18 protein-coding genes are annotated in these 25,102 nt (G+C 26.6%); 13 read left to right on the forward strand and 5 right to left on the reverse strand.

The features are described from left to right. Positions 1-3 precede the first annotated feature (3 nt). Together ureC and H0H59_RS00685 are read right to left on the reverse strand one after the other, a co-directional pair. Entirely contained in the window at positions 4-1,716 is a 1,713-nt protein-coding gene (gene ureC / locus H0H59_RS00680; RefSeq protein WP_185862250.1) for an urease subunit alpha, read from the reverse strand. Further along, positions 1,713-2,342, reverse strand: coding sequence for an urease subunit gamma (locus H0H59_RS00685; protein ID WP_185862251.1), 630 nt, complete (start codon positions 2,340-2,342; stop codon positions 1,713-1,715). Before H0H59_RS00685 ends, ureC begins: the two co-directional genes overlap by 4 nt. A gap of 182 nt (positions 2,343-2,524) precedes the next feature. Here H0H59_RS00685 and thrA point away from each other — a divergent pair, with 182 nt between their 5' ends. From thrA to thrC, 3 genes are read left to right on the forward strand one after another with little or no spacing between them, the layout of a single operon-like run. After that, positions 2,525-4,972: a bifunctional aspartate kinase/homoserine dehydrogenase I gene (thrA, locus tag H0H59_RS00690; protein WP_185862252.1), complete on the forward strand. Its 2,448-nt coding sequence runs from the start codon at positions 2,525-2,527 to the stop codon at positions 4,970-4,972. 5 nt (positions 4,973-4,977) lie between these two features. Next, positions 4,978-5,925 (forward strand): homoserine kinase, encoded by a 948-nt coding sequence (locus H0H59_RS00695; RefSeq protein ID WP_185862253.1) that lies wholly within the window; start codon positions 4,978-4,980, stop codon positions 5,923-5,925. A 20-nt stretch (positions 5,926-5,945) separates the two neighbouring features. Then, entirely contained in the window at positions 5,946-7,262 is a 1,317-nt protein-coding gene (gene thrC, locus H0H59_RS00700; RefSeq protein WP_185862254.1) for a threonine synthase, read from the forward strand. Between the two features lie 2 nt (positions 7,263-7,264). Here thrC and H0H59_RS00705 read toward each other — a convergent pair whose 3' ends face one another. Then, positions 7,265-8,059: a thymidylate synthase gene (locus H0H59_RS00705; protein ID WP_185862255.1), complete on the reverse strand. Its 795-nt coding sequence runs from the start codon at positions 8,057-8,059 to the stop codon at positions 7,265-7,267. Between the two features lie 61 nt (positions 8,060-8,120). Between H0H59_RS00705 and H0H59_RS00710 the strand changes: the two genes are divergently transcribed. The 3 genes from H0H59_RS00710 to H0H59_RS00720 are packed head-to-tail and all read left to right on the forward strand — an operon-like array spanning position 8,121 to position 10,107. Further along, complete coding sequence (locus H0H59_RS00710; protein WP_185862256.1) at positions 8,121-9,056, forward strand: ribose-phosphate pyrophosphokinase; 936 nt, start codon at positions 8,121-8,123, stop codon at positions 9,054-9,056. Then, positions 9,053-9,658 carry a 50S ribosomal protein L25 gene (locus H0H59_RS00715; RefSeq protein ID WP_185862257.1) on the forward strand — a complete coding sequence of 202 codons (606 nt, stop codon included), beginning with the start codon at positions 9,053-9,055 and terminating at the stop codon, positions 9,656-9,658. Before H0H59_RS00710 ends, H0H59_RS00715 begins: the two co-directional genes overlap by 4 nt. Beyond that, positions 9,658-10,107 (forward strand): nucleoside deaminase, encoded by a 450-nt coding sequence (locus H0H59_RS00720; RefSeq protein WP_185862258.1) that lies wholly within the window; start codon positions 9,658-9,660, stop codon positions 10,105-10,107. Before H0H59_RS00715 ends, H0H59_RS00720 begins: the two co-directional genes overlap by 1 nt. Here the strand turns inward: H0H59_RS00720 and H0H59_RS00725 are convergent. After that, complete coding sequence (locus H0H59_RS00725; RefSeq protein ID WP_185862408.1) at positions 10,099-10,746, reverse strand: DedA family protein; 648 nt, start codon at positions 10,744-10,746, stop codon at positions 10,099-10,101. The genes H0H59_RS00720 and H0H59_RS00725 overlap by 9 nt on opposite strands. A 269-nt stretch (positions 10,747-11,015) precedes the next feature. Between H0H59_RS00725 and aroB the strand changes: the two genes are divergently transcribed. Continuing rightward, positions 11,016-12,110 carry a 3-dehydroquinate synthase gene (gene aroB / locus H0H59_RS00730; RefSeq protein ID WP_185862259.1) on the forward strand — a complete coding sequence of 365 codons (1,095 nt, stop codon included), beginning with the start codon at positions 11,016-11,018 and terminating at the stop codon, positions 12,108-12,110. 47 nt (positions 12,111-12,157) lie between these two features. Beyond that, positions 12,158-14,611: a DNA gyrase subunit A gene (gyrA, locus tag H0H59_RS00735; RefSeq protein ID WP_185862260.1), complete on the forward strand. Its 2,454-nt coding sequence runs from the start codon at positions 12,158-12,160 to the stop codon at positions 14,609-14,611. Here the strand turns inward: gyrA and H0H59_RS00740 are convergent. Further along, positions 14,606-16,717, reverse strand: coding sequence for a carboxy terminal-processing peptidase (locus H0H59_RS00740; protein WP_394798652.1), 2,112 nt, complete (start codon positions 16,715-16,717; stop codon positions 14,606-14,608). The two genes, gyrA and H0H59_RS00740, sit on opposite strands and share 6 nt — an antisense overlap. 73 nt (positions 16,718-16,790) lie before the next feature. Here H0H59_RS00740 and surE point away from each other — a divergent pair, with 73 nt between their 5' ends. The 5 genes from surE (at position 16,791) to H0H59_RS00765 (ending at position 25,097) form a co-directional block, all read left to right on the forward strand. Next, positions 16,791-17,603 (forward strand): 5'/3'-nucleotidase SurE, encoded by an 813-nt coding sequence (gene surE / locus H0H59_RS00745; protein WP_185862262.1) that lies wholly within the window; start codon positions 16,791-16,793, stop codon positions 17,601-17,603. 10 nt (positions 17,604-17,613) lie between these two features. After that, complete coding sequence (ruvB, locus tag H0H59_RS00750; protein WP_185862409.1) at positions 17,614-18,576, forward strand: Holliday junction branch migration DNA helicase RuvB; 963 nt, start codon at positions 17,614-17,616, stop codon at positions 18,574-18,576. Between the two features lie 69 nt (positions 18,577-18,645). After that, a complete protein-coding gene (locus tag H0H59_RS00755; RefSeq protein ID WP_185862410.1) occupies positions 18,646-19,947 on the forward strand; it encodes an adenylosuccinate synthase in 1,302 nt (433 codons plus the stop codon). Positions 19,948-19,959: 12 nt separating this feature from the next. Further along, positions 19,960-21,396, forward strand: coding sequence for an adenylosuccinate lyase (gene purB / locus H0H59_RS00760; RefSeq protein WP_185862263.1), 1,437 nt, complete (start codon positions 19,960-19,962; stop codon positions 21,394-21,396). A gap of 20 nt (positions 21,397-21,416) precedes the next feature. Continuing rightward, positions 21,417-25,097, forward strand: a complete 3,681-nt coding sequence (locus tag H0H59_RS00765) for a phosphoribosylformylglycinamidine synthase (RefSeq protein ID WP_185862264.1) — start codon at positions 21,417-21,419, stop codon at positions 25,095-25,097. The last annotated feature ends 5 nt before the right edge of the window (positions 25,098-25,102 follow it).

The raw sequence follows: 25,102 nt of genomic DNA on the forward strand, positions 1-25,102 counted from the left end.
TTATTAGAATAAAAAATATCTTTGAGAAAGTGGCAACATATCAGAAGGATTAGAAATTATTTTTTCCCCATTTATATAAACATTATAAGTTTTTGGATCTATTTCTATATTTGGGGTCACTCCATTTAATATCATATCTTTTTTAGATAAAAAACGACATCCTTTTACTATTTTTATTTGTTTTTTTATTTCATTTTTTTCAAAAAAACCATAATTTACAGCATGTGTTGAAATAAAAATACTGCTTAATTTTGGTTCAAAAAAACCAAACATTTTACGATACATAAATGGTTGAGGGGTAGGAATGGTAGCGTTTGGATCTCCCATACTAGCATATACAATCATTCCACTTTTTATGACTGATTCTGGTTTTACTCCAAAAAAAGATGGTTTCCATAATACTAAATCGGCCATTTTTCCAACATGAATAGATCCAACATATTCTGATATACCATGAGTAATAGATGGGTTTATCGTATATTTAGAAATATATCTTTTAACTCTAAAATTATCATTATTTGTATTTTTTTCCTCTTCATTAATAGATCCTCTTTGTTTTTTCATTTTATCAGCTGTTTGCCATGTTCGTTTCACTATTTCTCCTATTCTCCCCATTGCTTGAGAATCAGAACTAATCATACTAATAGCTCCCATATCATGCAAAATTCCTTCTGCACTAATTGTTTCAGATCTTATACGTGATTTAGCAAAGGCTATATCTTCTGGTAGGTTAGAATCTAAATGGTGGCAAATCATTAACATATCTAAATGTTCATCTATGGTATTACAAGTATAAGGCATTGTAGGACTTGTAGATGAAGGTAAAATATTGGAAAAAGAAATAACTTTTAATAAATCAGGAGCATGACCTCCTCCTGCCCCTTCTGTATGATAAGTATGAATAGTGCGACCTTTGAATGTTTTTAAAGTATCTTCCACATAACCAGATTCATTTAGTGAATCTGTATGAATATTGACTTGTACATCTAATTTTTCAGAAACACTCAAACATTGGTCTATAACATAAGGTGTACTTCCCCAATCTTCATGTATTTTTAAACCACCTGCCCCAGCTCTTATTTGTTCAATTAAAGCTTCAGGATGAGAACTATTTCCACTTGCAAGAAAAATTAAATTTATAGGAACATGATCGGTACTTTTTAACATTCTTTGAATATTCCATACCCCTGAAGTGCAATTGGTAGCTATTGTTCCAGTAGCAGGGCCAGATCCCCCTCCAATAATAGTAGTAGTTCCATTTTCCAAGGCAACTTCAAATAATTGTGGGCATATGTAGTGAACATGGCTATCTACACTTCCAGCTGTAACAATTTTATTTTCTGAAGAAATAACTTCTGTTCCAGCTCCAATATACATATTTGGCATAACTCCATCCATAAAATATGGATTTCCTGCCTTTCCTATTCCAACAATAATTCCATTTTTTATTCCAATATCCGCTTTTATAATTCCCCAATGGTCAATAATAATTGCATTAGTTAACACTAAATCTAAAATACCTTCATTGCTTGTCGCAAATGGATGTTGCCCCATCCCATCTCTAATAACTTTTCCTCCTCCAAAAACACATTCATCTCCATAAATAGTATAATCTTTTTCAATTTCAATCCATAAAGATGTATCACCCAAACGAATTTTATCTCCTTTAGTAGGTCCATACATACTTGCATAAGATTCTCTATTTATTTTTTTCATATTGTTGTATTTTCTTTTCCTGAAAATCCATAAATTTTTTTGTTTCCTCCTATTTCTACTAAAATAATTTCCTTCGTTTCTCCTGGTTCAAAACGAACAGATCTTCCAGAAGGAATATCTAATCGGTATCCTTTAGTTCCTTCTCTATCAAAAAAAAGTGCAGAATTTGTTTCATAAAAATGAAAATGTGATCCAACTTGAATAGGACGAGTCCCAGTATTGGATACTATTCTTTCTATACGAGATCTACCAGATAATAAAACAATATCTTCTTCAAGAAGATCATATTGTCCTGGAATTATATTAGAATTTTCTTTTTTATTTTTTTTAATAGGATTATGTATTGTTACTAATTTTGTCCCATCGGGAAAAGTTGCTTCTATTTGAACATTATTCAGTAATTCATATACTCCATCCATGACTTGTTCATCGTTCAAAATATTACCAGCTTCATACATAAGTTCTTTTACGGTTTTTCCATCACGTGCTCCTTCCATTACATAATGAGTTATTAAAGCTACAGATTCAGGATAATTTAATTTTAATCCTCTTTTTAAACGTTTTTTAGCTAATTCTCCAGCCATGTGCAGAAGAATTTTTTCCTTTTCATAATAAGTTAAATGCATATTAAGTTATTTTGATTCATAAACATAATATTGTTGCAAACAAAAGTTCTATTTTTTAAAGTTATGAAATATTAGAATAATTTACTACAGTAAAAAAAACAGTCTCTATAAATTATCATTATTTTTGTTATCATCAAATAATGGAAAAATTATTTTAATGTTTAAAAAAAAATAATTAAAAAATGCAAGTTTTAAAATTTGGGGGAAGTTCCGTCGCACATTCTAATGCCATTAAACGTATTTGTTCTTTATTAAGAAATAAACCAAAAGAAAGATACGCTATTGTTGTCTCCGCATTAGGAAATATTACGGACCAGTTAATACAATGTGGTCAATTAGCTTCTGAAAGGAATAATATTTATAAAAATATATTAGAAGAAATAGAAATTCGTCATCTAAATATCATAAGAGAATTGTTCCCAATTAACTATCAAAGTCATTTAATTAGTTGGATTAAAAAAAATATAAACGATTTAGAAAGTTTATGTGATGGTATTTTTCAAGTAGAAGAACTTTCAAAACGTTCTTTAGATAAAATCATGAGTTTTGGAGAACTAAGTTCTTCTTTTCTCATTGCAGAAAAATTAAAACAATCTGGATTAGATGCAATTTGTAAAGATAGTAGAGATTTAATTATTACCGATTCTCAATTTGGATGTGCGCAAGTAGATTTTATTATAAGCAATCATCATATTGCTCAATTTTTTCGTGAAAAAACATATGAATATGTTATTTTACCAGGTTTTATAGGTTCTACTTTGGAAAAAGAGACTACTACTCTAGGAAGAGGAGGTTCTGATTATACTGCTGCTATTTTAGCTGCAGCTATATCTGCCAGTTTACTTGAAATATGGACAGATGTAAGTGGAATGATGACGGCTAATCCAAAAATTGTTAATCAAGCTTTTCCTATTAAAGAAATTTCTTATGAAGAGGCTATGGAATTATCGCATTTTGGAGCAAAAGTAATTTATCCACCTACAATACTACCTGCTATGAAAAAACATATTCCCATACAAATTAAAAATACTTTTTCTCCTTTAGATCCAGGAACTTTAATTTATATTAGTAAAAACACAAATATTAGTCAACCTGTTACAGGAATCTCTGGAATTCAAAATATGGCATTACTTACTCTTGAAGGAAGTGGAATGGTAGGAATTCCAGGATATTCTAAACGTTTATTCGAAGCTTTATCACGTGAAAAAATAAATGTAATATTTATAACTCAAAGTTCTTCAGAACATTCAATAACTACAGGAATTCATGAAATGGATATAATTAAAGCAAAAGTTGTAATAGATAGTGAATTTGCTCAAGAAATACATCAAAGACGTATTGATCCATTAAGAATAGAAAAAAATCTTTGCATTATTGCAGTAGTAGGAGATAATATGAAAAATCTACATGGAACTAGTGGAAAAATGTTTTCTTCTTTAGGAAGAAATAGTATTAATGTTAGAGCCATTGCGCAAGGTTCTACTGAAAAAAATATATCAGCTGTTATTAGAAAAGCAGATTTAAAAAAAGCATTAAATACCTTACATGAAGCTTTTTTTGAAAGTCCACCAAAACAAATTAATCTTTTCATTTGTGGAGTTGGAAAAGTAGGTAGTAAATTGCTAGAACAGATAGATCAACAACAAAATTATTTATTAGAAGAATTAAAGCTTCAAGTTAGAGTCATTGGATTAGCTAATAGCAAAAAAATGTATTTTAATGATCATGGAATAAATTTAGATCATTGGAAAAACCTTCTTAAACAAGAAGGACATAAAATGAACATATATTCTTTTATGGAAAAAGTATGGAAATTTAATTTTCGAAATAGTTTATTTGTTGATAATACAGCTAGTGAAGATATGGCGATGATTTATGATAAATTTTTGAAAAATGGAATTGGAGTCATTACCTGTAATAAAATAGCTTGTTCTTCTGATTATGATCATTATAAAAGATTAAAAACACTTTCTAGGCATTTCAAAGCTCCATTTTTATTTGAAACTAATGTAGGAGCTAGTCTTCCAGTGATTAGTACCCTAAATGATCTTATAAATAGTGGAGATAAAATAAATAAAATAGAAGCTGTATTATCAGGAAGTTTAAATTTTATATTTAATCATTTTATAGGAGAAAAATCCTTTTTAGAAGTAGTAAAAGAAGCTCAATTAAAAGGATATACAGAACCTGATCCTCGCATTGATTTAAGCGGATTAGATGTTATGCGAAAAATACTTATTTTAGCGAGAGAATGTGGATATGCGTTAGAACTTAGTGATATTCATCAGAAATCATTTCTTCCTGAAACTTGTTTAAATTCTACTTCTATAGATAATTTTTATCAAGAATTACATAAATATAGAGATTATTTTTTTAATATAAGAAATAAAGCAGAAAAAGATAAAAAACGTTTACGTTTTATTGCACGTTATGAAAATGGATTTCCTTCTGTTGGATTAGAATCTGTAAAACAAAGTCATCCATTTTTTCAATTAGAAGGAAAGGATAATATGGTTTTGTATAATACATATCGTTATGCAGAACAACCTCTTATTATAAAAGGAGCAGGTGCTGGAGCAGAAGTTACGGCATCTGGAGTTTTTTCAGATATTATTAAAGCTACTAAATAAAAATCATGAAGGGGATAAAAATATTTTCACCAGCTACCGTAGCTAATTTAGCTTGTGGGTTTGATGTTATTGGATTAGCTTTGGATTTTCCAAAAGATGAAATTTTTTTATATAAATCTAATAAACCAGGAATACGGATCAATAAAATACATGGAACATCATTACCTAATGATCCAAAAAAAAATGTAGCTTTTGTAGCCTTACAGTTTTTTTTAAAAAAATTTCAACAAAAGTTTGAAAATGAAAAAAAAATAGGATTTGAAATAGAATTAATTAAAAATATACATCCTGGAAGTGGAATAGGATCTAGTGCAGCTAGTGCAGCTGGAGTAGTTTATGGAGCAAATATTTTATTAGGAAATCCTTTTACTAACATACAGTTAATACGTTTTGCTATGGAAGGAGAACGCGTAGCAAGTGGAACAGCTCATGCGGATAATGTAGCTCCTGCTATTATGGGAGGGGTAACCTTAGTTAGAAGCTACAAACCTTTGGATATTACAAAATTACATACTCCAAATAAATTATGGGTGAGCATAATACATCCACAAATTGAAATAAAAACATCAGATGCTAGAGAAATATTAAAACAAAAAATATTAATGACTGATGCGATTATACAATGGGGAAATATAGGCGCATTAGTAGCAGGTTTATATCAAGAAGATTATGGGTTAATAAGCCGATCTCTAGAAGATGTTATTGTTGAACCTATACGATCAATGCTTATTCCAGCATTTTATGAATTAAAAATGAAATGTAAAGAAATAGGAGCTTTAGGTGGAGGTATATCTGGATCAGGTCCTTCGGTATTTATGTTAAGCAAAGGAACTCATATAGCAAAAAAAGTTACTGAAGTGATGAATCATGTTTATTCTCCATTAAAAGTAGATTATAAAACTTATACTTCTCCTATTAATCAACAAGGAGTTCAGTGGGCTAAAATTCTTTAAAGAATTAAAAATAATTTTTGATGTTGTATCATAGTTTAAAAAATCATAAAAATTTAGTTTCTTTTGAGTATGCTGTTTTAAAAGGGTTAGCACCAGATGGAGAATTATACATACCTGAACATATTCCTAAACTAAAACCTGAATTTTTTCAAAAACTTAAAAAAAGTGATATTTATACAATTGCATTGTCTATTATAAAACCTTATATAGGAAAATCCATTCCAGAAGAATTGATATATAATATCATTCATGAAACTTTGAATTTCCCTTTTCCATTACAAAAAATTCATGATAATATTCACGTATTAGAGCTATTTCATGGACCTACTTTAGCTTTTAAAGATGTAGGAGCTAAATTTATGGCAGGATGTTTAAGTTTTTTTTCCAAAAAAAAAGGAAATGATGTAACAGTTTTAGTAGCTACTTCAGGAGATACTGGAGGTGCTGTAGCTAAAGGATTTCATAAAAAACCTGGAATAGAAGTTATAATTTTATATCCTTATAATGGTATAAGTTCTTTACAAGAAAAACAAATTGCTTCCTTAGGAGATAATATATTCGCTTTAGAAATTCATGGAAGTTTTGATGATTGTCAAAATATGGTTAAAAACGCCTTTTTAGATAAAGAAATACAAAAAAAATATATATTAACTTCTGCTAATTCTATTAATATAGCTAGATGGCTACCTCAAATGTTTTATTATTTTTTAGCTTATAGACAAATAATAGAAGATTCTATAGAATTAATTTTTTCAGTTCCTAGTGGAAATTTTGGAAACATTTGTGCAGGAATGATGGCTGATAAAATGGGTTTACCCATAAAATTTTTTATTGCTTCCACAAATATTAATGACACCATTCCTAGATTTTTAAAATATGAAAAATATAATCCTATTTCAGTAAAAAAAACGATATCAAATGCTATGGATATATCTAATCCAAGTAATTTTTCTAGAATATGGGATTTTTTATATAAAAAAAATATACATCAATTAAGAAAAAAACTATATTCCTATAAATTTACGGATGAAGAAACATTAGCTATTATAGAAATGGTATGGAAAGAGCATAAATATATGCTAGATCCTCATGGAGCTATTGGTTATTTGGGACTAAGACAATACTTACATAAAAGTAAAAATACTTCAAATACAGCTATTTTTTTAGAAACGGCACACCCTATTAAATTTTTAGATCATATGCCGTATTTTTTACGAAAAAAAATTTTTTTTCCTAAAAAATTGAAAGTTTTTTTAAAAAAAAAGAAAAAAATAAAAAAAACATCCCTATCCAATGATTTTAATGTTTTTAAAAATTGGTTATTAAAAAGGAAGTAAAATTAAATAGCTACGTCTCCTTTAATATGAGGAAAAGGATTATAATTTTTTAATTTAAAATCTTCAAACCCAAATTCAAAAATGTTTTGGACATCAGAATTCAATATAATTTTTGGAAGGGGCTTTGGAGTTCTTTTCAATTGCATTTTTACTTGTTCTATATGATTATTATAAATATGAGCATCCCCTATAGTGTGTATAAATTCTTTCTCTTTTAAATTTAGAATTTTAGCAAGCATAGTAAGTAATAATGCGTAAGAAGCTATATTAAAAGGTAATCCAAGAAAAATATCTGCACTTCTCTGATATAAAAGTAATGATAATTTTTTTTTAAATACATATAATTGAAATAACAAATGACAGGGTGGTAATGCCATATTTTTAATCATTCCTACATTCCAAGAAGAAACAACTAAACGCCTAGAATTTGGATTAAATTTTATTTTTTTTATAAGATTAACTATTTGATCAATAAAATGTCCATCATAGGTTGGCCATTTTCTCCATTGTAATCCATAAATTGGACCCAATTCCCCTTGTTCATTAGCCCATTCATCCCAAATAGTTACTTTATTATTTTTTAAATATTGGATGTTAGTATCTCCTTTTAAAAACCATAATAATTCATAAATAATTGATCGTACATTTAATTTTTTAGTAGTTAAAAGAGGAAAGCCTTTTTCCAAATCAAATCTCATTTGAGATCCAAATATACTTATTGTACCTATACCAGTACGATCTTTTTTTTTAATTCCGTTTTTTAATACATTTTTTAATAGATTTAAGTATTGTTTCATAATGAGTAGTTTATTTTTTAATTTAATTTAAAGAGTATTTTTGCATAAAAAAAACAGAACTATGAATCAAAAGTTTCTCTTCTTTTCTACAAGAAGCGGGTTCAAATTATCTAATAATATAGCTTATTATTATGGGACTTTTCTTGGTAAAGTAAGATTTTTAGAATTCAGTGATGGGGAATATACTCCATGTTTTGAACAATCTGTTCGTGGATCTCAAGTATTTTTGATTGGTTCTACTTTTCCTCCAGTAGACAATTTAATGGAATTATTATTGATGTGCGATGCTGCACGTAGAGCTTCTGCTCATAATATAACACTTGTTATTCCATACTTTGGATGGGCTAGACAAGATCATAAAGATAAACCTAGAACTCCTATTGCTGCAAAACTTGTAGCAAATTTAATGGTCGCTTCAGGAGCGACTAGAGTCATGACTATGGATTTACATGCAGATCAAATTCAGGGATTTTTTGATATACCTGTAGATCATTTGTATGCATCTAGGATATTTATTGATTACATTAAAAAATTAAAGATTGATCAATTAACTATTGCTTCTCCAGATATGGGAGGAGCTAAAAGAGCTAGAAGTTATGCTGGTTATTTAGGTACAGATGTAGTTATTTGTTATAAAGAAAGAAAGAAAGCAAACGAAATAGAATTTATGAATCTTATAGGAGATGTTAAAGAAAAAAATATTATACTCATAGATGATATGGTAGATACCGCAGGTACTTTAACAGAAGCTGCAAACTTAATAAAAAAAAAAGGGGCTAAAAGTGTACGTGCCATAGCGACTCATCCAGTTTTATCAGGAAATTCATATGAAAAAATTAATCAATCGGTACTTGAAGAATTAGTGGTAACAGATACTATTCCTATAAAGAAAATAAATAATAATAAGATTAAAGTTTTATCTTGTGCTCCACTTTTTGCGGAAGTAATGCAATCAGTACATAACGATGAATCCATTAGTAATAAATTTATTATATGAAATATATAAATATATACGGTGAGAAAAGGAATGTTGGAAAAAAATCTGTTCGTTCCATTCGACTTTCTGGAAAAGTTCCATGTATTTTATATGGAAAAAATATAAATATACCATTTTCTACTTCATTAGAAAGTTTTAAAAAAATAGTATACACAACAAAAGTATATGGAGTAATTATTAAAATAGAGGGATATGATAAAAACATAAATGCGATACAAAAAGAAATACAATTTGATTCTATTAAAAACGAAATATTGCACGCTGATTTTTGCATAATTGATGAATTACAACCTATTATATTAGAAATTCCTATAAAATTTTTTGGAAGGCCTATTGGAGTAATTAAAGGTGGAGAATATTATTCTACTGTTAGAAAAATAAAAGTAAAAGCCTTTCCATCTAATATTCCAGAATATATAAAATTAGATATTAGTTCTTTAGATATAGGAGATAGAATAACAGTTGAAAATTTATATAATAATCAATATACTATATTACATCCTTCTCACTCACTTATAGCAAGAGTTAAAAATTCTCGTATAACTAAAGTGGATAAAGAAGAAGAAGAAAATAAAGAAGATCAAAAAAAAGAAAAAAAATAATGGTACAAGATCTTTATTTTATGAAAATAGCTTTAAAAGAAGCTTTTATTGCTTTTTATAAAAATGAAGTTCCTATAGGCGCAGCCATGATATATGAAAACACAGTTATAGCAAAAGCTCATAATTTAACTGAAACTTTAAGTAATACTACTGCACATGCTGAAATGTTGGTAATAAACTTAGCTTCTAATTTTCTTGGTAAAAAATACATCAGAGAATGTACTTTATATGTAACTCTAGAACCATGTATTATGTGTGCAGGGGCTTTATTTTGGTCTAAAATAGGTAGAGTAGTTTGTGGAGCTCCTAATCAAAGAGGATTTATGTATTATGGTATTAAATTACATCCAAAAACAAAATTTATATCTGGAATTATGAAAAATAAGTGCATAGCTCTGATACAAAAATTTTTTTTCTTGAAAAGAATTTATCCAAAAAACTTATATTAGTGTTTTTTTCTTTATTCTTAGTTTCAGAAAAATAGGGATAGTTGTAGTACATATAATCAATAAAATAATCCATTCTAGATGATTTTTTAATTCAGGAAAATTTTTATCTAGATAATGTCCAGCCAGCATTATAGAAAATGTCCAAGAAAGTGCTCCAATAATATTATATATCATAAATTTTTTAAAATCCATACGTATAGCTCCGGCTATAATAGGAGCAAAAGAACGAAACATGGGAAGAAAACGACTCATGATTAAGGCAGTTTTTTTATATTTATTATAAAATAATTTTGCTAAAATAAGATGTTTTTTTTTAAAAAAAAAGGAATCTTTTTTCTTATACAATAATTTTCCTGATTTATATCCTACCCAGTATCCTTGCATATTTCCAAGAGTCGCTACACCTGCTATAATTAAAATAATAACAAAAAAAGGAACATCATAAAAATTTTTACATAAATCTTCTCCAAAGATCCCTGCAGTAAATAACAAAGAATCTCCTGGCAAAAAAAATCCAATAAAAAACCCCGTTTCTGCAAAAACAATTGCTAAAATAATAAACAAAGCTGTATTTCCAAAATATAAAAATATCCATCTAGGATTGAACAGATGTTGAAAAACATCCCAAAAATATGACATTATACAAACATGATAATGAAATACAAAGTTAAATATTTCCATTTTTTAGAAAAATTCTTAAAAAAGATTTATTTTTAAATTTGAAAAAAAACATATTTTTATGCAGTGTTTATTCAAATTTATTAATATTTTTGGATGGATTCCTAATATATTTTTTTTACTAGTAGGTTTTATGTTTATAATTTTTTGGTTATATAAAATATTTCATTTTATGGATTAATAAAAAAATTGGTTATTTTTGTTTTTCAAAGCCAAGTTTATGCATAAAAATGAAAAATAATGGAGAATTTATGTATTTTTTTAATGAAAAAGCTTATAAAATATTAAAAAATTATCTACTAAATAAAGTAGAGGACATAAAAAATACATTTATTTTAGTAGATGATGTTACCTATAAATATTGTATTCCAATTTTATTTTCTCGCATAAATTTTTTAAAAGAATCTAATATCATTAAAATAAAATCAGGAGAAAAAGAAAAAAATATACATACATGTATTCATATATGCAAATATTTGGATAAATTTAAAGCTACTAGAAAAAGTTTAATTATCAATTTAGGAGGAGGAGTAATAACAGATATTGGAGGATTTGTTGCATCTATATTTAAACGAGGAATTTGTTTTATTAATATACCTACAACTTTGTTAGGAATGGTGGATGCTTCTATAGGATACAAAACTGGTGTAAATTTAGATTACATTAAAAATGAAATTGGATCTTTTTATATTCCAGAATTTTTAATTATCGATATTAATTTTTTAAAAACGCTTCCTAAAAAAGAAATTCTTTCTGGAATGGCGGAAATGTTAAAACATGGATTGATAGCAGATATAAATTTTTGGAATAAAATGAATAAAATTAAAAATGTCACAGAGATAGATATCAATCAATGGAATAATTTAATCCATCAATCTATATTCATTAAACAAAAAATTGTGGATCAAGATCCTAAAGAAAAAGGATTAAGAAAAATTTTGAATTTTGGACATACTATTGGACATGCATTAGAAAGTTATTTTATGGATAAAAAAAAAATATTACATGGAATAGCCGTTATTATGGGAATAATTTGTGAATCTTGGATTTCTTACAAAATTAATGGGTTATCCATGGATGATTATAAAGAAATTAAATCTACACTTTTTGCATTGTATCCAATGCAAAAAAAAATTTATAATTTTTCTGATTTAGAAGTAAACAAAATATTGATGATTATGGATCATGATAAAAAAAATGAAAAAAATAAAATTCAATTTTCTTTACTAAAAAAAATAGGAAAATGTTCCTATAACTGTGTTGTTCCATATTTTTTGATAAAAGAAAGTTTTTTTGAAATAAAACATTTTTTCTTAATTCATTAATATTCTTTATATTAAAATTTTTAAATAAAAAAAATATCATCACATAAATGAGTGAAGAAGAAAAATTGATATCCATAAATATTGAAGATGAAATGAAATCATCTTATATAGATTATTCTATGTCTGTTATTGTATCTAGGGCACTTCCTGATGCTAGAGATGGATTAAAACCTGTACATAGAAGAGTACTTTATGGAATGTTTCAATTAGGAATTTTTTCTAATAGTTCTTATAAAAAATCTGCTCGTATTGTTGGAGAAGTATTAGGAAAATATCATCCACATGGAGATATTTCTGTTTACGATACTATGGTTCGTATGGCTCAAAAATGGATACTTCGTTATCCATTAATAGATGGACAGGGAAATTTTGGATCATTAGATTACGATCCTCCTGCAGCTATGCGTTATACAGAAGTTAGAATGAAAAGAATATCTGAGGAAATGTTGTTAGATATAAAAAAAGAAACGGTAGATATGCAATTAAATTTTGATGATTCTTTAGAAGAACCTACCGTTTTACCAACACGAATTCCTAATCTTCTTATTAATGGATCTTCTGGAATTGCAGTAGGAATGGCTACGAATATTCCACCTCATAATTTAAGAGAAACAATAAACGCTATTTGTGCTTACATAGATAATAACAATGATTTATCTATTGAACAAATTATGAAATATATTAAAGCTCCAGATTTCCCTACAGGAGGAATTATTTACGGTTATGATGGAGTTAAAAATGCTTTTCATACTGGAAGAGGACGTATTGTTTTACGTGCAAAAGTTCATTTAGAAGAAATTCAGGGTAGACAATGTATTATTGTAGATGAAATACCTTATCAAGTAAATAAAGCGGATATGATAGCTAGAACTGTAGAATTAATGAAAGAAGGAAAAATGGAAGGAATTTATCAAATTAGAGATGAATCGGATAGAAATGGATTACGTATTGTCTATATTCTTAAACAAAAAACAAATTCTAATATACTATTGAATAAATTATTTCAATACACATCTTTACAAACTTATTTTAATGTCAATAATATAGCATTAGTAAACGGGAAGCCAGTTCAATTAAATATAAAGGATTTTATTCAACATTTTGTAAATCATAGACATCATGTTATTATTCGTAGAACAAAATATGAATTAAAAAAGTGTCAAGATCGTGTTCATATTTTGATGGGTTTTTTAAAAATATTAAATCATTTAGATATTATGATTCAATTAATCAAAAAATCTCATACCCATTATGAAGCTTCTAATAGATTGATAAAAAAATTTAATATATCAAAAAATCAATCTAAATCTATTTTAGATATGCGATTACAAAGTCTTACTTCTTTAGAGTTAGATAAGCTTAAAAAGGAACATGACGAATTAGTAAAAAAAATAGAATTTTTTCAAAATATTTTAGTACAATATTCTATAAGAACAAAAATTATCAAAGAAGAACTTTTAGATATCAAAAAAAAATATCAAGATCCACGTAGAACACAGATTGATTATTCAGGTAATAAAGTAAATATAGAAGATTTAATTGAAAACGAACAAGTAGTTCTTACTATTACTCATGCTGGTTATATTAAAAGAACATCCTTATCAGAGTATAAACGACAAGGACGAGGTGGAGTAGGAAATAGAGGAGCTACTGCTAGAGAATCAGACTATTTTAAACATTTGCTTATAGCGACCAATCATCAATATATGCTTTTTTTTACAGAAAAAGGAAAATGTTTTTGGTTAAGGGTATATGAAATTCCAGAAGGATCCAAAATTTCTAAAGGAAGGGCTATACAAAACATTATTCATCTTCAACAAAATGATAAAGTAAATGCTTACATATTAACTGGAGATCTTACTAATAAAAAATATGTTAAAGATTATTACGTGATGATGGTTACTAAAAAAGGTTTTATTAAAAAAACTTCTTTAGAAAACTACTCTCGTCCAAGAAAAGATGGAATTAATGCTATCGTGATTCGTAAAGGAGATTCTTTATTAGAAGCTATTTTAACTAAAGGAGATAGTCATGTTTTTATTGCTGTAAAAAGTGGAAGAATAATTCGTTTTTCAGAAAATAAAGTTCGTTCAACTGGAAGAACTTCTTCTGGAGTGATAGGAATTCATTTTACAATAAAGGAGGATATAGTGATTGGAATGATATGTGTAGAAGGAAAAGAAAAAGGACATATATTGGTAGTTTCTAAAAAAGGATTTGGAAAAAGATCTAATATAAAAGATTATCGTATCACTAATCGTGGGGGAAAAGGAATAAAAACAATAAACATTACTCAAAAAACAGGAAATTTAATATCTATAAAATATGTTACAAGTCAAGATGATTTGATGATTATTAAAAAATCAGGAATTATTATACGTATATCTGTATCAGATATACGAGTTATGGGGAGAACGACTCAAGGAGTTAGATTAATAAATTTAAAAAAAAACGATGCAATAGCTGATGTTGCCAAAGTTTATAAACCTATTATATTATGAGGCTTCATTAAAATCACGCAATATATTAACACATTCTGACACAGAATAATCTTTTTTTAAATTTTTTTTCCATTCTAATTGTTCTTTAAATTCCAATTTTTTTGTATTTAAAATAATTTTATAAGAAATAGGAAAAGCTCGTAATCCATATATATTCAAATAATTTATTAATTGATAAAAATTTTCGTTTCTTTTTTTTATTTTTAAATTATCATAATAAAATTCTTTCCAATTTAAAGAAAATTGTTTTCTATTCGAAAATTGTTTTTCTAATGATTGTATGGATTCTATGATTTTATAAATAGTCATTATATTTTTATTTTTTTTTATTCTTTTTATGCTTTTATACTTAATATTTTCTAAATTATTATTACAATAATGAAACGGAATAGGATCTACATAATCCCATTTCATAGAATTTTTTTGATTTTTTTCCATAAAATTTAATAATATATTACTTGTATAATTTGGAATAACAATATCTGAGTTAACTCCTTTTAATTGGGTAGAATTTCCATTTATACGATAAAATTTATTAACGGTAATTTTTAAAGCCCCTAATTCTTCATTGTAAAATAAAAATCTATTTAATGGATAAATAGTTTGTACTGTCCCCTTTCCATATGTTTGACTACTTCCAACAATAATTCCTCTTTTATAATCTGCTATAGCTGCAGCAAAAATTTCAGAAGCAGAAGCTGATAGTTCATTCACAATAACTACAATCGGACCTTTCCATAATATTTGATGATCATTATTTTTTAGTATCTTTTTTTTGTTATTATATCTTCCTATTTGTACTATAGGAACTTTTCCTAAAAAAAAACCAGCAATTTTTATTACAGTCTCCAAAGAGCCCCCTCCATTGTTTCTTAGATCTAGAATAATACCTTTTATTTTTTCTTTTTTTAATTCTTGAATAATATGTTTTATATCCTTAGCAGCATTTCTTCCATTCTTATTTTCAGGATTAAAATAAAATTCTGGTAAACAAATTAAACCATATTTATTTTTATTATCCAATATGATAACACTTTTTGCAAAAATTTCTTTTTTTTCTATGATATCTCTAGTAAGTATTACTTCTTCTATGGATCCATTTTTTTTCTGAATGGTTAATTTTACTTTGCTTCCTTTTTTACCTTTTATCAAACGAATATAATTTTCTAACAACATCCCTACAATATTTTTAGATTCTGAATTTAGATCTTTTGCTACTCGTATAATTTTATCTCCTATTTCTATTTTTTTGCTTTTCCATGCAGGACCACCAACAATAAGTTTTACTACTGTAGCTAATCCTTTATCATCTTGCAATTCAATCCCTATTCCTTCTGTTTCTCCCGATATGTTTAAATAAAAAATTTCTTTATCCTTAGGAGATAAATAACTAGTATGAGGATCATATTGTGAAATTATTGTATTCACATACATAGAAAACCAATGGGATTCTTTTTTTATTTTTAATTTTCTAAAATATTCCTTTATATATTCTTCCACTTTTTTTCTTGATTTTTTTTCTTCATGAAGGAATGCATTTTTCCAAATTTTTTGTTTTAAAATATTTAATTTTTTTTGTTTTATAAAATTTATTATTTCTAATAAAGTCAAATATTTTAAATGTTTTCTCCATTTTTCAATCCATTTTTTTTTATTTTTTGGATAAAATAATTCCTCTTTCCCAAGGACATATATTTCTTTTTTATTAAAATTAAAAGGTATTTTTAATATTTGAGAACATATGGATTCCACTTCTTTTATTCTTTTATAAAAACGTCTAATAATAATATTAAAAAAAGTAGGATCACCATTAATCCAAAAATCATCTATTTTTTCTTTATATAAACAAAAATCTTCTATATCTTTTTGCATAAAAAAACGTTTTTGATTATCTAATTTTTCAAAATATTTATTATATACTTTTTTTGAAAAATTATTATTAATAGGAATGGGTTTCGTATGTAAAAAATCAAGTGTTTTATATATTATTTTTAGTAGAATACGATGTTTTTCTTGTTCTTCTAATGGAGAACAAGAACTCAATAAAAAAATAAAAATGAAACCAATTATTATGTATTTAAGTTTTTTTATTTGTTGATTCACAATGAAGGAATGATATTTGAATTAATAATAGTAAAATTATATATAAATAATAAAAATAGCTTTTTTTTATAAAAAAATGAATAAAAAACCAATTATTTTAGTAACAAATGATGACGGTATTATAGCACCAGGAATTAGAGCGCTAGTTCATACGATGAATTCTTTAGGAGAGGTGTATGTTATAGCACCAAATAAACCTCAATCTGGAGTTGGACATGCAATAACTATGGATACCGTATTGTTTTGTGATTCTATAAAAATTGATAATGGAAATCAAAAAGAATGGGAATGTTCCGGAACACCGGTAGATTGTATAAAATTAGCTATTAATGAAATTCTTCCAAGAAAACCTGATATTTGTGTATCAGGAATTAATCATGGATCAAATTCTTCCATAAATGTCATGTATTCTGGAACAATATCAGCTGTAATAGAGGCTAGTATAGAAGGTATTCCATCTGTTGGATTTTCTCTTTTGGATTTTGATTGGGATGCTGATTTTGAACCTTCAAAAAAATATGTATGTAAAATTGTAAAAAAAATTATTAATAATCCTATTCCAGATAAAATAATTAGTCTAAATGTGAATATTCCAAAATTGAAAAAAGAAAAAATAAAAGGAGTTAAAATATGCAGACAGTCAGAATCTAAATGGAAAGAAAGTTTTTATAAACGATATAATCCAAAAGGAAGAACTTATTATTGGTTAGTAGGAGATTTTGTAAATTTTGATAAAAGGGTAGATACAGATGAATGGGCATTAAAAAATGGATATATATCTATTGTTCCTATTCAATTTGATTTAACTAATTATCCTATATTAAATATTTTAAAATCCTGGAATTTTTTATTATTTATATTTGGATATACATTATTTGAATTTAATTAAATATTATATCGTGTCATTTTTTTTAGAAGGATCTTTGAATCCAAAAAAAATTCAAGATTTTGTTGGTCAAAATGATCTATTGGAAAATTTAAAAATTTTTATTCAAGCTGCTAGAAAAAGAAAAGATGCCTTAGATCATATTTTGTTTCATGGACCTCCTGGGCTTGGAAAAACTACACTAGCTCATATTGTAGCTAATGAATTATGCGTTAATATAACAGTAACTTCCGGATCTGTTTTAGATAAACCAGGAGATTTAGCTGGATTACTTATTCATTTAAAATTAAATGATGTTATTTTTATTGATGAAATTCATCGTCTTTCTCCAATAGTTGAAGAATATTTGTATTCTGCTATGGAAAATTACAAAATAGACATTATTATAAATTCTGGATCTAACGCAAGATCAGTACAAATAGATTTATCTCCTTTTACTTTAATAGGAGCAACTACGAGATCTGGATTACTCACCGCACCTATGCGTTCTAGATTTGGAATCAATCTTCGTCTTAGTTATTATGAAAAAAAATTATTAAAAGATATCGTTCATCGAAGCGCAAAATTACTAAATATTCCAATAACGGAAGATGCTTCCTATGAAATTGCCAATAGAAGTCGTGGCACTCCACGTATAGCTAACGCTTTACTTCGAAGAATTCGTGATTTTGCGCAAATAAAAGGAAATGGAATTATTGATATAAACATATGTGATTTAGGGTTGCAAGCTCTAAATGTAGATCAATATGGATTAGATGAAATGGATCATAGAATACTTTTGTCTATTATAGATAACTTTAAAGGAGGCCCTGTAGGAATTAATACTATAGCAACAGCTATTAGTGAAAATTCAGATACAATAGAAGAAGTTTATGAACCTTTTCTTATACAAGAAGGATACCTAGTTAGAACGCCTAGAGGAAGAAAAGTTACTAATTTAGCTTATAAACATCTAAAACAAAATTTTAAAAAATAAATTAAAATATTTTTTATTATCTATTTATAACAATTAACTTTGTTGAAAGTATCAAAATATATAGATATTATGCCTTCAAATGTGATTGTTGGTCTCCAATGGGGTGACGAGGGAAAAGGGAAAATCACAGATTTGCTTTCTAAAAATTCAGATTATGTAATTCGTTATCAAGGAGGAAATAATTCTGGTCATTCTATTCATATTAATAATCGTTATTTTATTCTTCATTTAATTCCTTCTGGAGTTATTTATCCTTATGTAAAATGTATTGTTGGACCTGGAGTAGTTATTGATCCAAAGTGTTTTATTCAAGAAATAAAAAATTTAGAATCAATGAAAATTAATACTTCTAAAATTTTTTTAGCAAAAAGAGCACACCTTACTATGCCTTATCATCGTTTACTAGATCAATATAAAGAAGAATATTTAGGAAAAAGATCAATTGGTACTACCCATCGTGGAATAGGCCCAACTTATGAAGACAAAATAGCACGTATGGGAATACGTGCATTAGATTTATTGAATCTAAAAAATTTTTACAAAAAATTAAAATGGAATATATTTTTCAAAAATGAGATTATTACAAAAGTTTATAAAAAAAATCCTATTGATTTTGAATCTATATATGAAGAATATATAGAATATGCAAAAATTCTTTTTGATCGTATTATAGACGCAGTCTATGAAATTCATTATGCTTTTTATCATGAAAAAAAAATTTTATTTGAAGGAGCTCAAGCTACATTATTGGATATTAACTATGGAACATATCCATATGTGACAACTTCTTCTGCTTCTACAGGAGGTGTATGTATAGGATCTGGAATTCCTCCTAATTTTTTAAAAAATTTTATAGGAGTAGCAAAAGCATATTGTACACGTGTTGGTTTTGGACCTTTTCCTACAGAAATTAAAAATGGAATATGTGATATTATACGAAAAAAAGGAAATGAGTATGGCTCAACGACAAGACGTCCAAGAAGATGTGGATGGTTAGATTTGATTGCTCTTAAATATTCTTGTATGATTAATGGAATTAATTACTTAATTTTTACAAAATTGGATGTTTTAAGCGAATTAGAAGTTATTAAAGTGTGCATAAAATACGAATTTCGTGGAAAAATTATTAAAAAATTTCCAGCAAATATAGAAGAAAAAGATATTATAAAAGGGATTTATATAGATTTACCTGGTTGGGAACAAGACATATATAACATTAATGAATACGAAAATTTACCAAAAAATTGTAAAAAATATATTAGATTTATTGAAAATTATCTAAAATTAGAAATTTTATTAATTTCTGTAGGTTCTGAAAGGAATCAGAATATCATTAAAAATAAATTTTTATTTAATAATATTTTTTTTTAAAAATATTTTTTTGTGAAAGAATATAAGAATCCTTTAATAGAACGATATAGTAGTAAAGAAATGTTATATAATTTTTCTCCAAAGAAAAAGTTTACGACTTGGAGAAAATTATGGTTCTATTTAGCAGAAATACAAAAGGAATTAGGATTAAATATTAGCGAAGAACAAATTCATGATTTAAAATATCATTTATATGATATTGATTGGAATAGGGTTTCTTTTTATGAAAAAAAATTTCGTCATGATGTAATGGCTCATTTATATGCTTTTGGAGATAAGGCTACTATAGCTAAACCTATCATTCATTTAGGTGCTACAAGTGCTTTTTTAGGAGATAATACTGATATTATTTTGATTCGTGATGGATTAAAAATTTTGCTAAAAAAATTGATCAATGTCATTTTTCGAATTAGAAATTTTACTTTAGAATATCATAATATCCCTACTTTAGCCTTTACACATTATCAGCCTGCTCAATTAACTACTGTAGGAAAACGTTCTGCTTTGTGGATACATAGTTTACTTCTAGATTTAGAAGAACTAGAATTTAGATTAAAAAATATTCATTTTAGAGGAGTAAAAGGAACTGTAGGTTCAGCTGCTAGCTTCAAAGAATTATTTAATGGAGATTTACAAAAAATAAAATATTTAGAAAAAAAATTATCTAATAAATTTGGATTTAAAAATGTTTTTCCTATTACAGGACAAACTTACGATAGAAAAGTTGATTCTCAAATATTAAACTTATTATCCAATATTTCTCAGTCTTCTCATAAATTTAGTAATGATTTGCGTTTATTGCAAAATTTAAAAGAAATGGAAGAACCTTTTGAAGAAGAACAAATTGGATCTAGTGCTATGGCTTATAAACGTAATCCTATCCGTAGTGAACGAATGGCTTCTTTAGCAAAGTATGTCATTTCTTTGTCCAATAGTTCAGCAATGGTTGCAGCTACTCAATGGTTGGAACGTACTTTAGATGATTCTGCCAATAGAAGATTGGTTATAGGACAATCATTTTTATCTACGGATGCAATTTTAATGATTTGGAATAATATATTTGAAAATATAGTTATTTATCCTAAAATAATTGAAAATCATATTAAAGAAGAACTTCCATTTTTAATTACTGAATATCTAATTGTAGAATGTGTAAAAAATGGAGCTGATAGACAAGAAATTCATGAAAGAATACGAATTCATTCTATGAAAACAAATTCAAAGATAAAATTAGAAGGAAAAAAAAATGATTTTATTCAACGTATTTTACAAGATAAAAAAATACCAATTAATGAAAAAAAAATGAGTAAAATTCTCAATCCTAAAAAATTTATAGGTTTTTCTTCAGATCAAACTTTGGAATTTATTGATACAAAAGTTAATCCAATATTAAATAAATTTCATCATTTAATTGATTCTGACATATCTAATATGGATAGACAAGTTTAAATACACATATATAAAAAATAATGAATTTTAGAATTTGTATACAAAAAAAAATTCCTTTTGATATTGATTCTAGAAAATTATATCGTGAATTGAAAAATATGAATATTTCATTATCTGAAGTTATTATTTATTATGTATATGATATTTTTAATATCCAAAAAAAACTTTTTTTAGAAAGTTTATCAACAATTTTTGTTGATCCTGTAACAGATATTTTGCATAAAAAAATACATTTTTATAATCCATATTTTTATATTCCTGTTAAAAATGATGATCGTGCCAATGCTGCTATGCAATGCATTCAAATTTTAGATCCTAAATCTCCTCCTGTTTTTGTAAAAACAGGTATATTTATTGAATTAATTGGAATAAATAAAAAACAAGATTTTGATAAAATTAAAAAATATTATACAGCTTCTCATTTTCATATAAAAAAACGATATAATAGAAAAATAAATGATATTAAAATTGTAGATAATTTTATAAATTTATCTATAAATAAAATAGAAAAAATTCATAAAAAATGGAATTTATCCATAAATATTAATGATTTATTATTTATACAAAAATATTTTTATAAAGAAAAACGAAATCCAACAGAAGCAGAATTACGTATTTTAGATGTTTTTTGGTCCGATCATTGTCGTCATACTACATTTTATACAACACTAGTAAATATATCTTTTTATGGATTGTTAAAAAATACATATAAAAGTATTTTTAGAAAATATTTAAAAGATAGAGATTTCATAGGAAGATCAAAACATCCTATAAATTTTATGGATTTATCTAGTCTTCCATCTAAAATTTTTTATAAAAAGGGAAAATTGAAAAACTATGTTTTATCTAATGAACATAATGCATGTATCATAATGGTAGATGTAGACATGATCGATAATAAAAGAAAAGAGAAATGGTATTTGCTATTTAAGAATGAAACCCATAACCATCCTACGGAAATTGATCCTTTTAGTGGAGCTTTTACTTGTATAGGAGGAGCTATTCGCGATCCATTATCTGGAAGAGCTTTTGTTTATCAAGGAATACGGTTAAGTGGAGCTGCTGATCCTACAAATTTAAAAACTTTTAATGGAAAGTTACCACAACAGAAAATATGTTTTGAATCAGCTCATGGATATAGTTCCTATGGAAATCAAGTAGGATTAGCTACAACTCATGTCAATGAAATTTATCATGAAGGATATAGAGCCAAAAGAATGGAAGTAGGGATGGTAATAGGAGCTGTTCCCGTTGATTTTGTGAAATATAAAAAACCAAAAAAAGGAGATATAATTTTATTAATTGGAGGATTAACAGGAAGAGAAGGAATAGGAGGAGCTACGGATTCTTCTAAAGAAGATGATATAAACTTTCAAAAAAATATACAAAAAAGACAAAAAGGAAATCCAATAATAGAAAGAAAAATTCAAAGATTTTTTAGGAAAAAAGAAGTTATATCTTTAATAAAAAAATGTAATGATTTTGGTGCTGGAGGAGCTGCAGTGGCTATAGGAGAATTAAGCGATAGTTTAGTTCTTCATTTAGATAAAATACCCGTAAAAAATACGGATTTAGAAGCTATAGAAATTGCTATTTCTGAGTCTCAAGAACGTATGGCTGTAGTATTAGATCCAAAAAATGTAAAAAAATTTATTTACTTAGCTAAAAAAGAGAATCTTAGTCCTATTCCTATAGCGGAAGTTACTGATAATAAAAAAATTATTTTTTATTATAAAGGAAAAAAAATATTTAATATAAAAAGTTCTTTTCTTAATACAAGAGGATCTCATAAAAAAAAATCTGTTCGTGTGAATTCCCCTACTTCAGTTTCTCCTTTTAAAAAATCAAAACAATTTTTTTTTAGTAAAAAAACTTTTTTAGATACTCTTTCTCAATTAAATATAGCTTCTCAAAAAAGTTTAGTAGAAATGTTTGATAGTACCGTAGGGGGAACTACAGTATTAATGCCTTTTGGTGGAAAATATCAAATGACTCCATCTGAAGGAAGTGTGCAAAAAATTCCTGTTTTACAAGGAAGCACTAATACAGTAAGTTTAGCTACTTGGGGGTTTCATCCTGAAATTTCTATTTGGAGTCCTCTTCATGGAGGAGCTTATGCTATAGTGGAATGTATTTCTAAAATTGTTTCTATGGGAGGAAATTATAAAAATACTTATTTTAGTTTTCAAGAATATTATCAAAAATTAGGGAATGATCCAGAAAATTGGGGGAAACCCTTTGCGGCTTTGTTAGGGGCTTATCATGCTCAGATGTCCTTAGAATTAGTTTCTATCGGAGGCAAAGATTCTATGTCTGGAACATATAAAAATATGATGCATGTCCCCCCTACATTCATTGCATTTGGAGTAGCAACAGGATCATGTTCAAATATTATTTCTCCTGAATTTAAAAAAATAGGAAATAAGATCTATTTATATGATCATCATCCATTAAAAAATGAAATGCCAGATTTTGATTCTATAAAAAATGCTTATGATCAGGTTTATGAGGGTATTTATTCCGGAAAAATTGTTTCTGCAAAAACAGTAAAAGATGGAGGAATTTCTGTTGCTATTGCCAAAATGGCATTTGGTAATCGTTTAGGAGTAATTATAAACTGTAAAAATAATTTACTAGAAACTAGCATTGGATCCTTGATTATAGAATCTTCATCTCCGATATCAGATAATTTTATTCCAATAGGAGAAATAGTTTCTTCCAAAAATTTAAATTTTAATGGAATATCTATTGATATAAATGAATCTATAAATAATTGGTTCAAAACTTTTATTCCTATTTTTTCTTCTAGCGAAGAAATAAAAAAAAATATTACAATAGTAGAAACCCCTAAACAAAAAAAACAAAAAAAAAATACCATTATATGGAAATGTAGATTGAAAAAAAAAGGGCCCCCACGTGTATTTATTCCTATATTTCCTGGAACAAATAGTGAATTTGAATCCATTCGTGCATTTGAAAAAGAGGGATCTATAGTAAATACTTTTGTATTTAAAAATTTAAATAATAAAGATGTTATCGACTCCATATTTCATATGAAAACGTATATAGAATCTTCACAAATATTCATGCTTTGTGGAGGATTTAGTGCAGGAGACGAACCAGATGGATCTGCTAAATTGATAGTATCTATTTTGCATAATCCATATATTAAGGATGCTATAAAACGTTTTTTGGATAAAGATGGATTAATATTAGGTATTTGTAATGGATTTCAAGGATTGATTAAATCTGGATTATTACCTTATGGAAAAATTTGTTTGAGAACACATAAATCTCCTACATTAGCCTATAATAAAATAGAAAAACATATATCTCAATGCGTACATATAAAAGTTATTTCGGACCAATCTCCATGGTTAAAAGGAATGAAAAATAAAATATATACCCTTCCCATATCTCATAGTGAAGGTCGATTTTATGCTAACGAAGAAATAACAAATAATTTATTCAAAAAAAATCAAATAGCCACACAATATATAAATTTAGAAGGAACCCCAAGTTTAGAAAGATTATATAATCCTAATGGATCTATTGGAGCTGTTGAGGGATTATTAAGTGAAGATGGTAAAATTTATGGAAGAATGACTCATCCAGAACGTTATGATCATGGATTATTAAAAAATATACCTCATGTTCATCAAGATTCTATTTTCAAAAATGCAGTACAATATTTTTTATAAAAAAA

Origin of the sequence: Blattabacterium cuenoti (assembly GCF_014251715.1) — a bacterium.
Lineage (GTDB): Bacteria > Bacteroidota > Bacteroidia > Flavobacteriales > Blattabacteriaceae > Blattabacterium > Blattabacterium cuenoti_M.

What these genes read in the sequence shown, in the direction of transcription:
- H0H59_RS00685 (WP_185862251.1), bottom strand. Translation starts at nt 2,342, where the DNA reads ATGCATTTAACTTATTATGAAAAGGAAAAAATTCTTCTGCACATGGCT.
- ureC (WP_185862250.1), bottom strand. Translation starts at nt 1,716, where the DNA reads ATGAAAAAAATAAATAGAGAATCTTATGCAAGTATGTATGGACCTACT.
- thrA (WP_185862252.1), top strand. Translation starts at nt 2,525, where the DNA reads ATGCAAGTTTTAAAATTTGGGGGAAGTTCCGTCGCACATTCTAATGCC.
- gyrA (WP_185862260.1), top strand. Translation starts at nt 12,158, where the DNA reads ATGAGTGAAGAAGAAAAATTGATATCCATAAATATTGAAGATGAAATG.
- H0H59_RS00705 (WP_185862255.1), bottom strand. Translation starts at nt 8,059, where the DNA reads ATGAAACAATACTTAAATCTATTAAAAAATGTATTAAAAAACGGAATT.
- H0H59_RS00715 (WP_185862257.1), top strand. Translation starts at nt 9,053, where the DNA reads ATGAAATATATAAATATATACGGTGAGAAAAGGAATGTTGGAAAAAAA.
- H0H59_RS00720 (WP_185862258.1), top strand. Translation starts at nt 9,658, where the DNA reads ATGGTACAAGATCTTTATTTTATGAAAATAGCTTTAAAAGAAGCTTTT.
- H0H59_RS00755 (WP_185862410.1), top strand. Translation starts at nt 18,646, where the DNA reads ATGCCTTCAAATGTGATTGTTGGTCTCCAATGGGGTGACGAGGGAAAA.
- H0H59_RS00695 (WP_185862253.1), top strand. Translation starts at nt 4,978, where the DNA reads ATGAAGGGGATAAAAATATTTTCACCAGCTACCGTAGCTAATTTAGCT.
- H0H59_RS00765 (WP_185862264.1), top strand. Translation starts at nt 21,417, where the DNA reads ATGAATTTTAGAATTTGTATACAAAAAAAAATTCCTTTTGATATTGAT.
- thrC (WP_185862254.1), top strand. Translation starts at nt 5,946, where the DNA reads ATGTTGTATCATAGTTTAAAAAATCATAAAAATTTAGTTTCTTTTGAG.
- aroB (WP_185862259.1), top strand. Translation starts at nt 11,016, where the DNA reads ATGAAAAATAATGGAGAATTTATGTATTTTTTTAATGAAAAAGCTTAT.
- surE (WP_185862262.1), top strand. Translation starts at nt 16,791, where the DNA reads ATGAATAAAAAACCAATTATTTTAGTAACAAATGATGACGGTATTATA.
- H0H59_RS00725 (WP_185862408.1), bottom strand. Translation starts at nt 10,746, where the DNA reads ATGTCATATTTTTGGGATGTTTTTCAACATCTGTTCAATCCTAGATGG.
- H0H59_RS00710 (WP_185862256.1), top strand. Translation starts at nt 8,121, where the DNA reads ATGAATCAAAAGTTTCTCTTCTTTTCTACAAGAAGCGGGTTCAAATTA.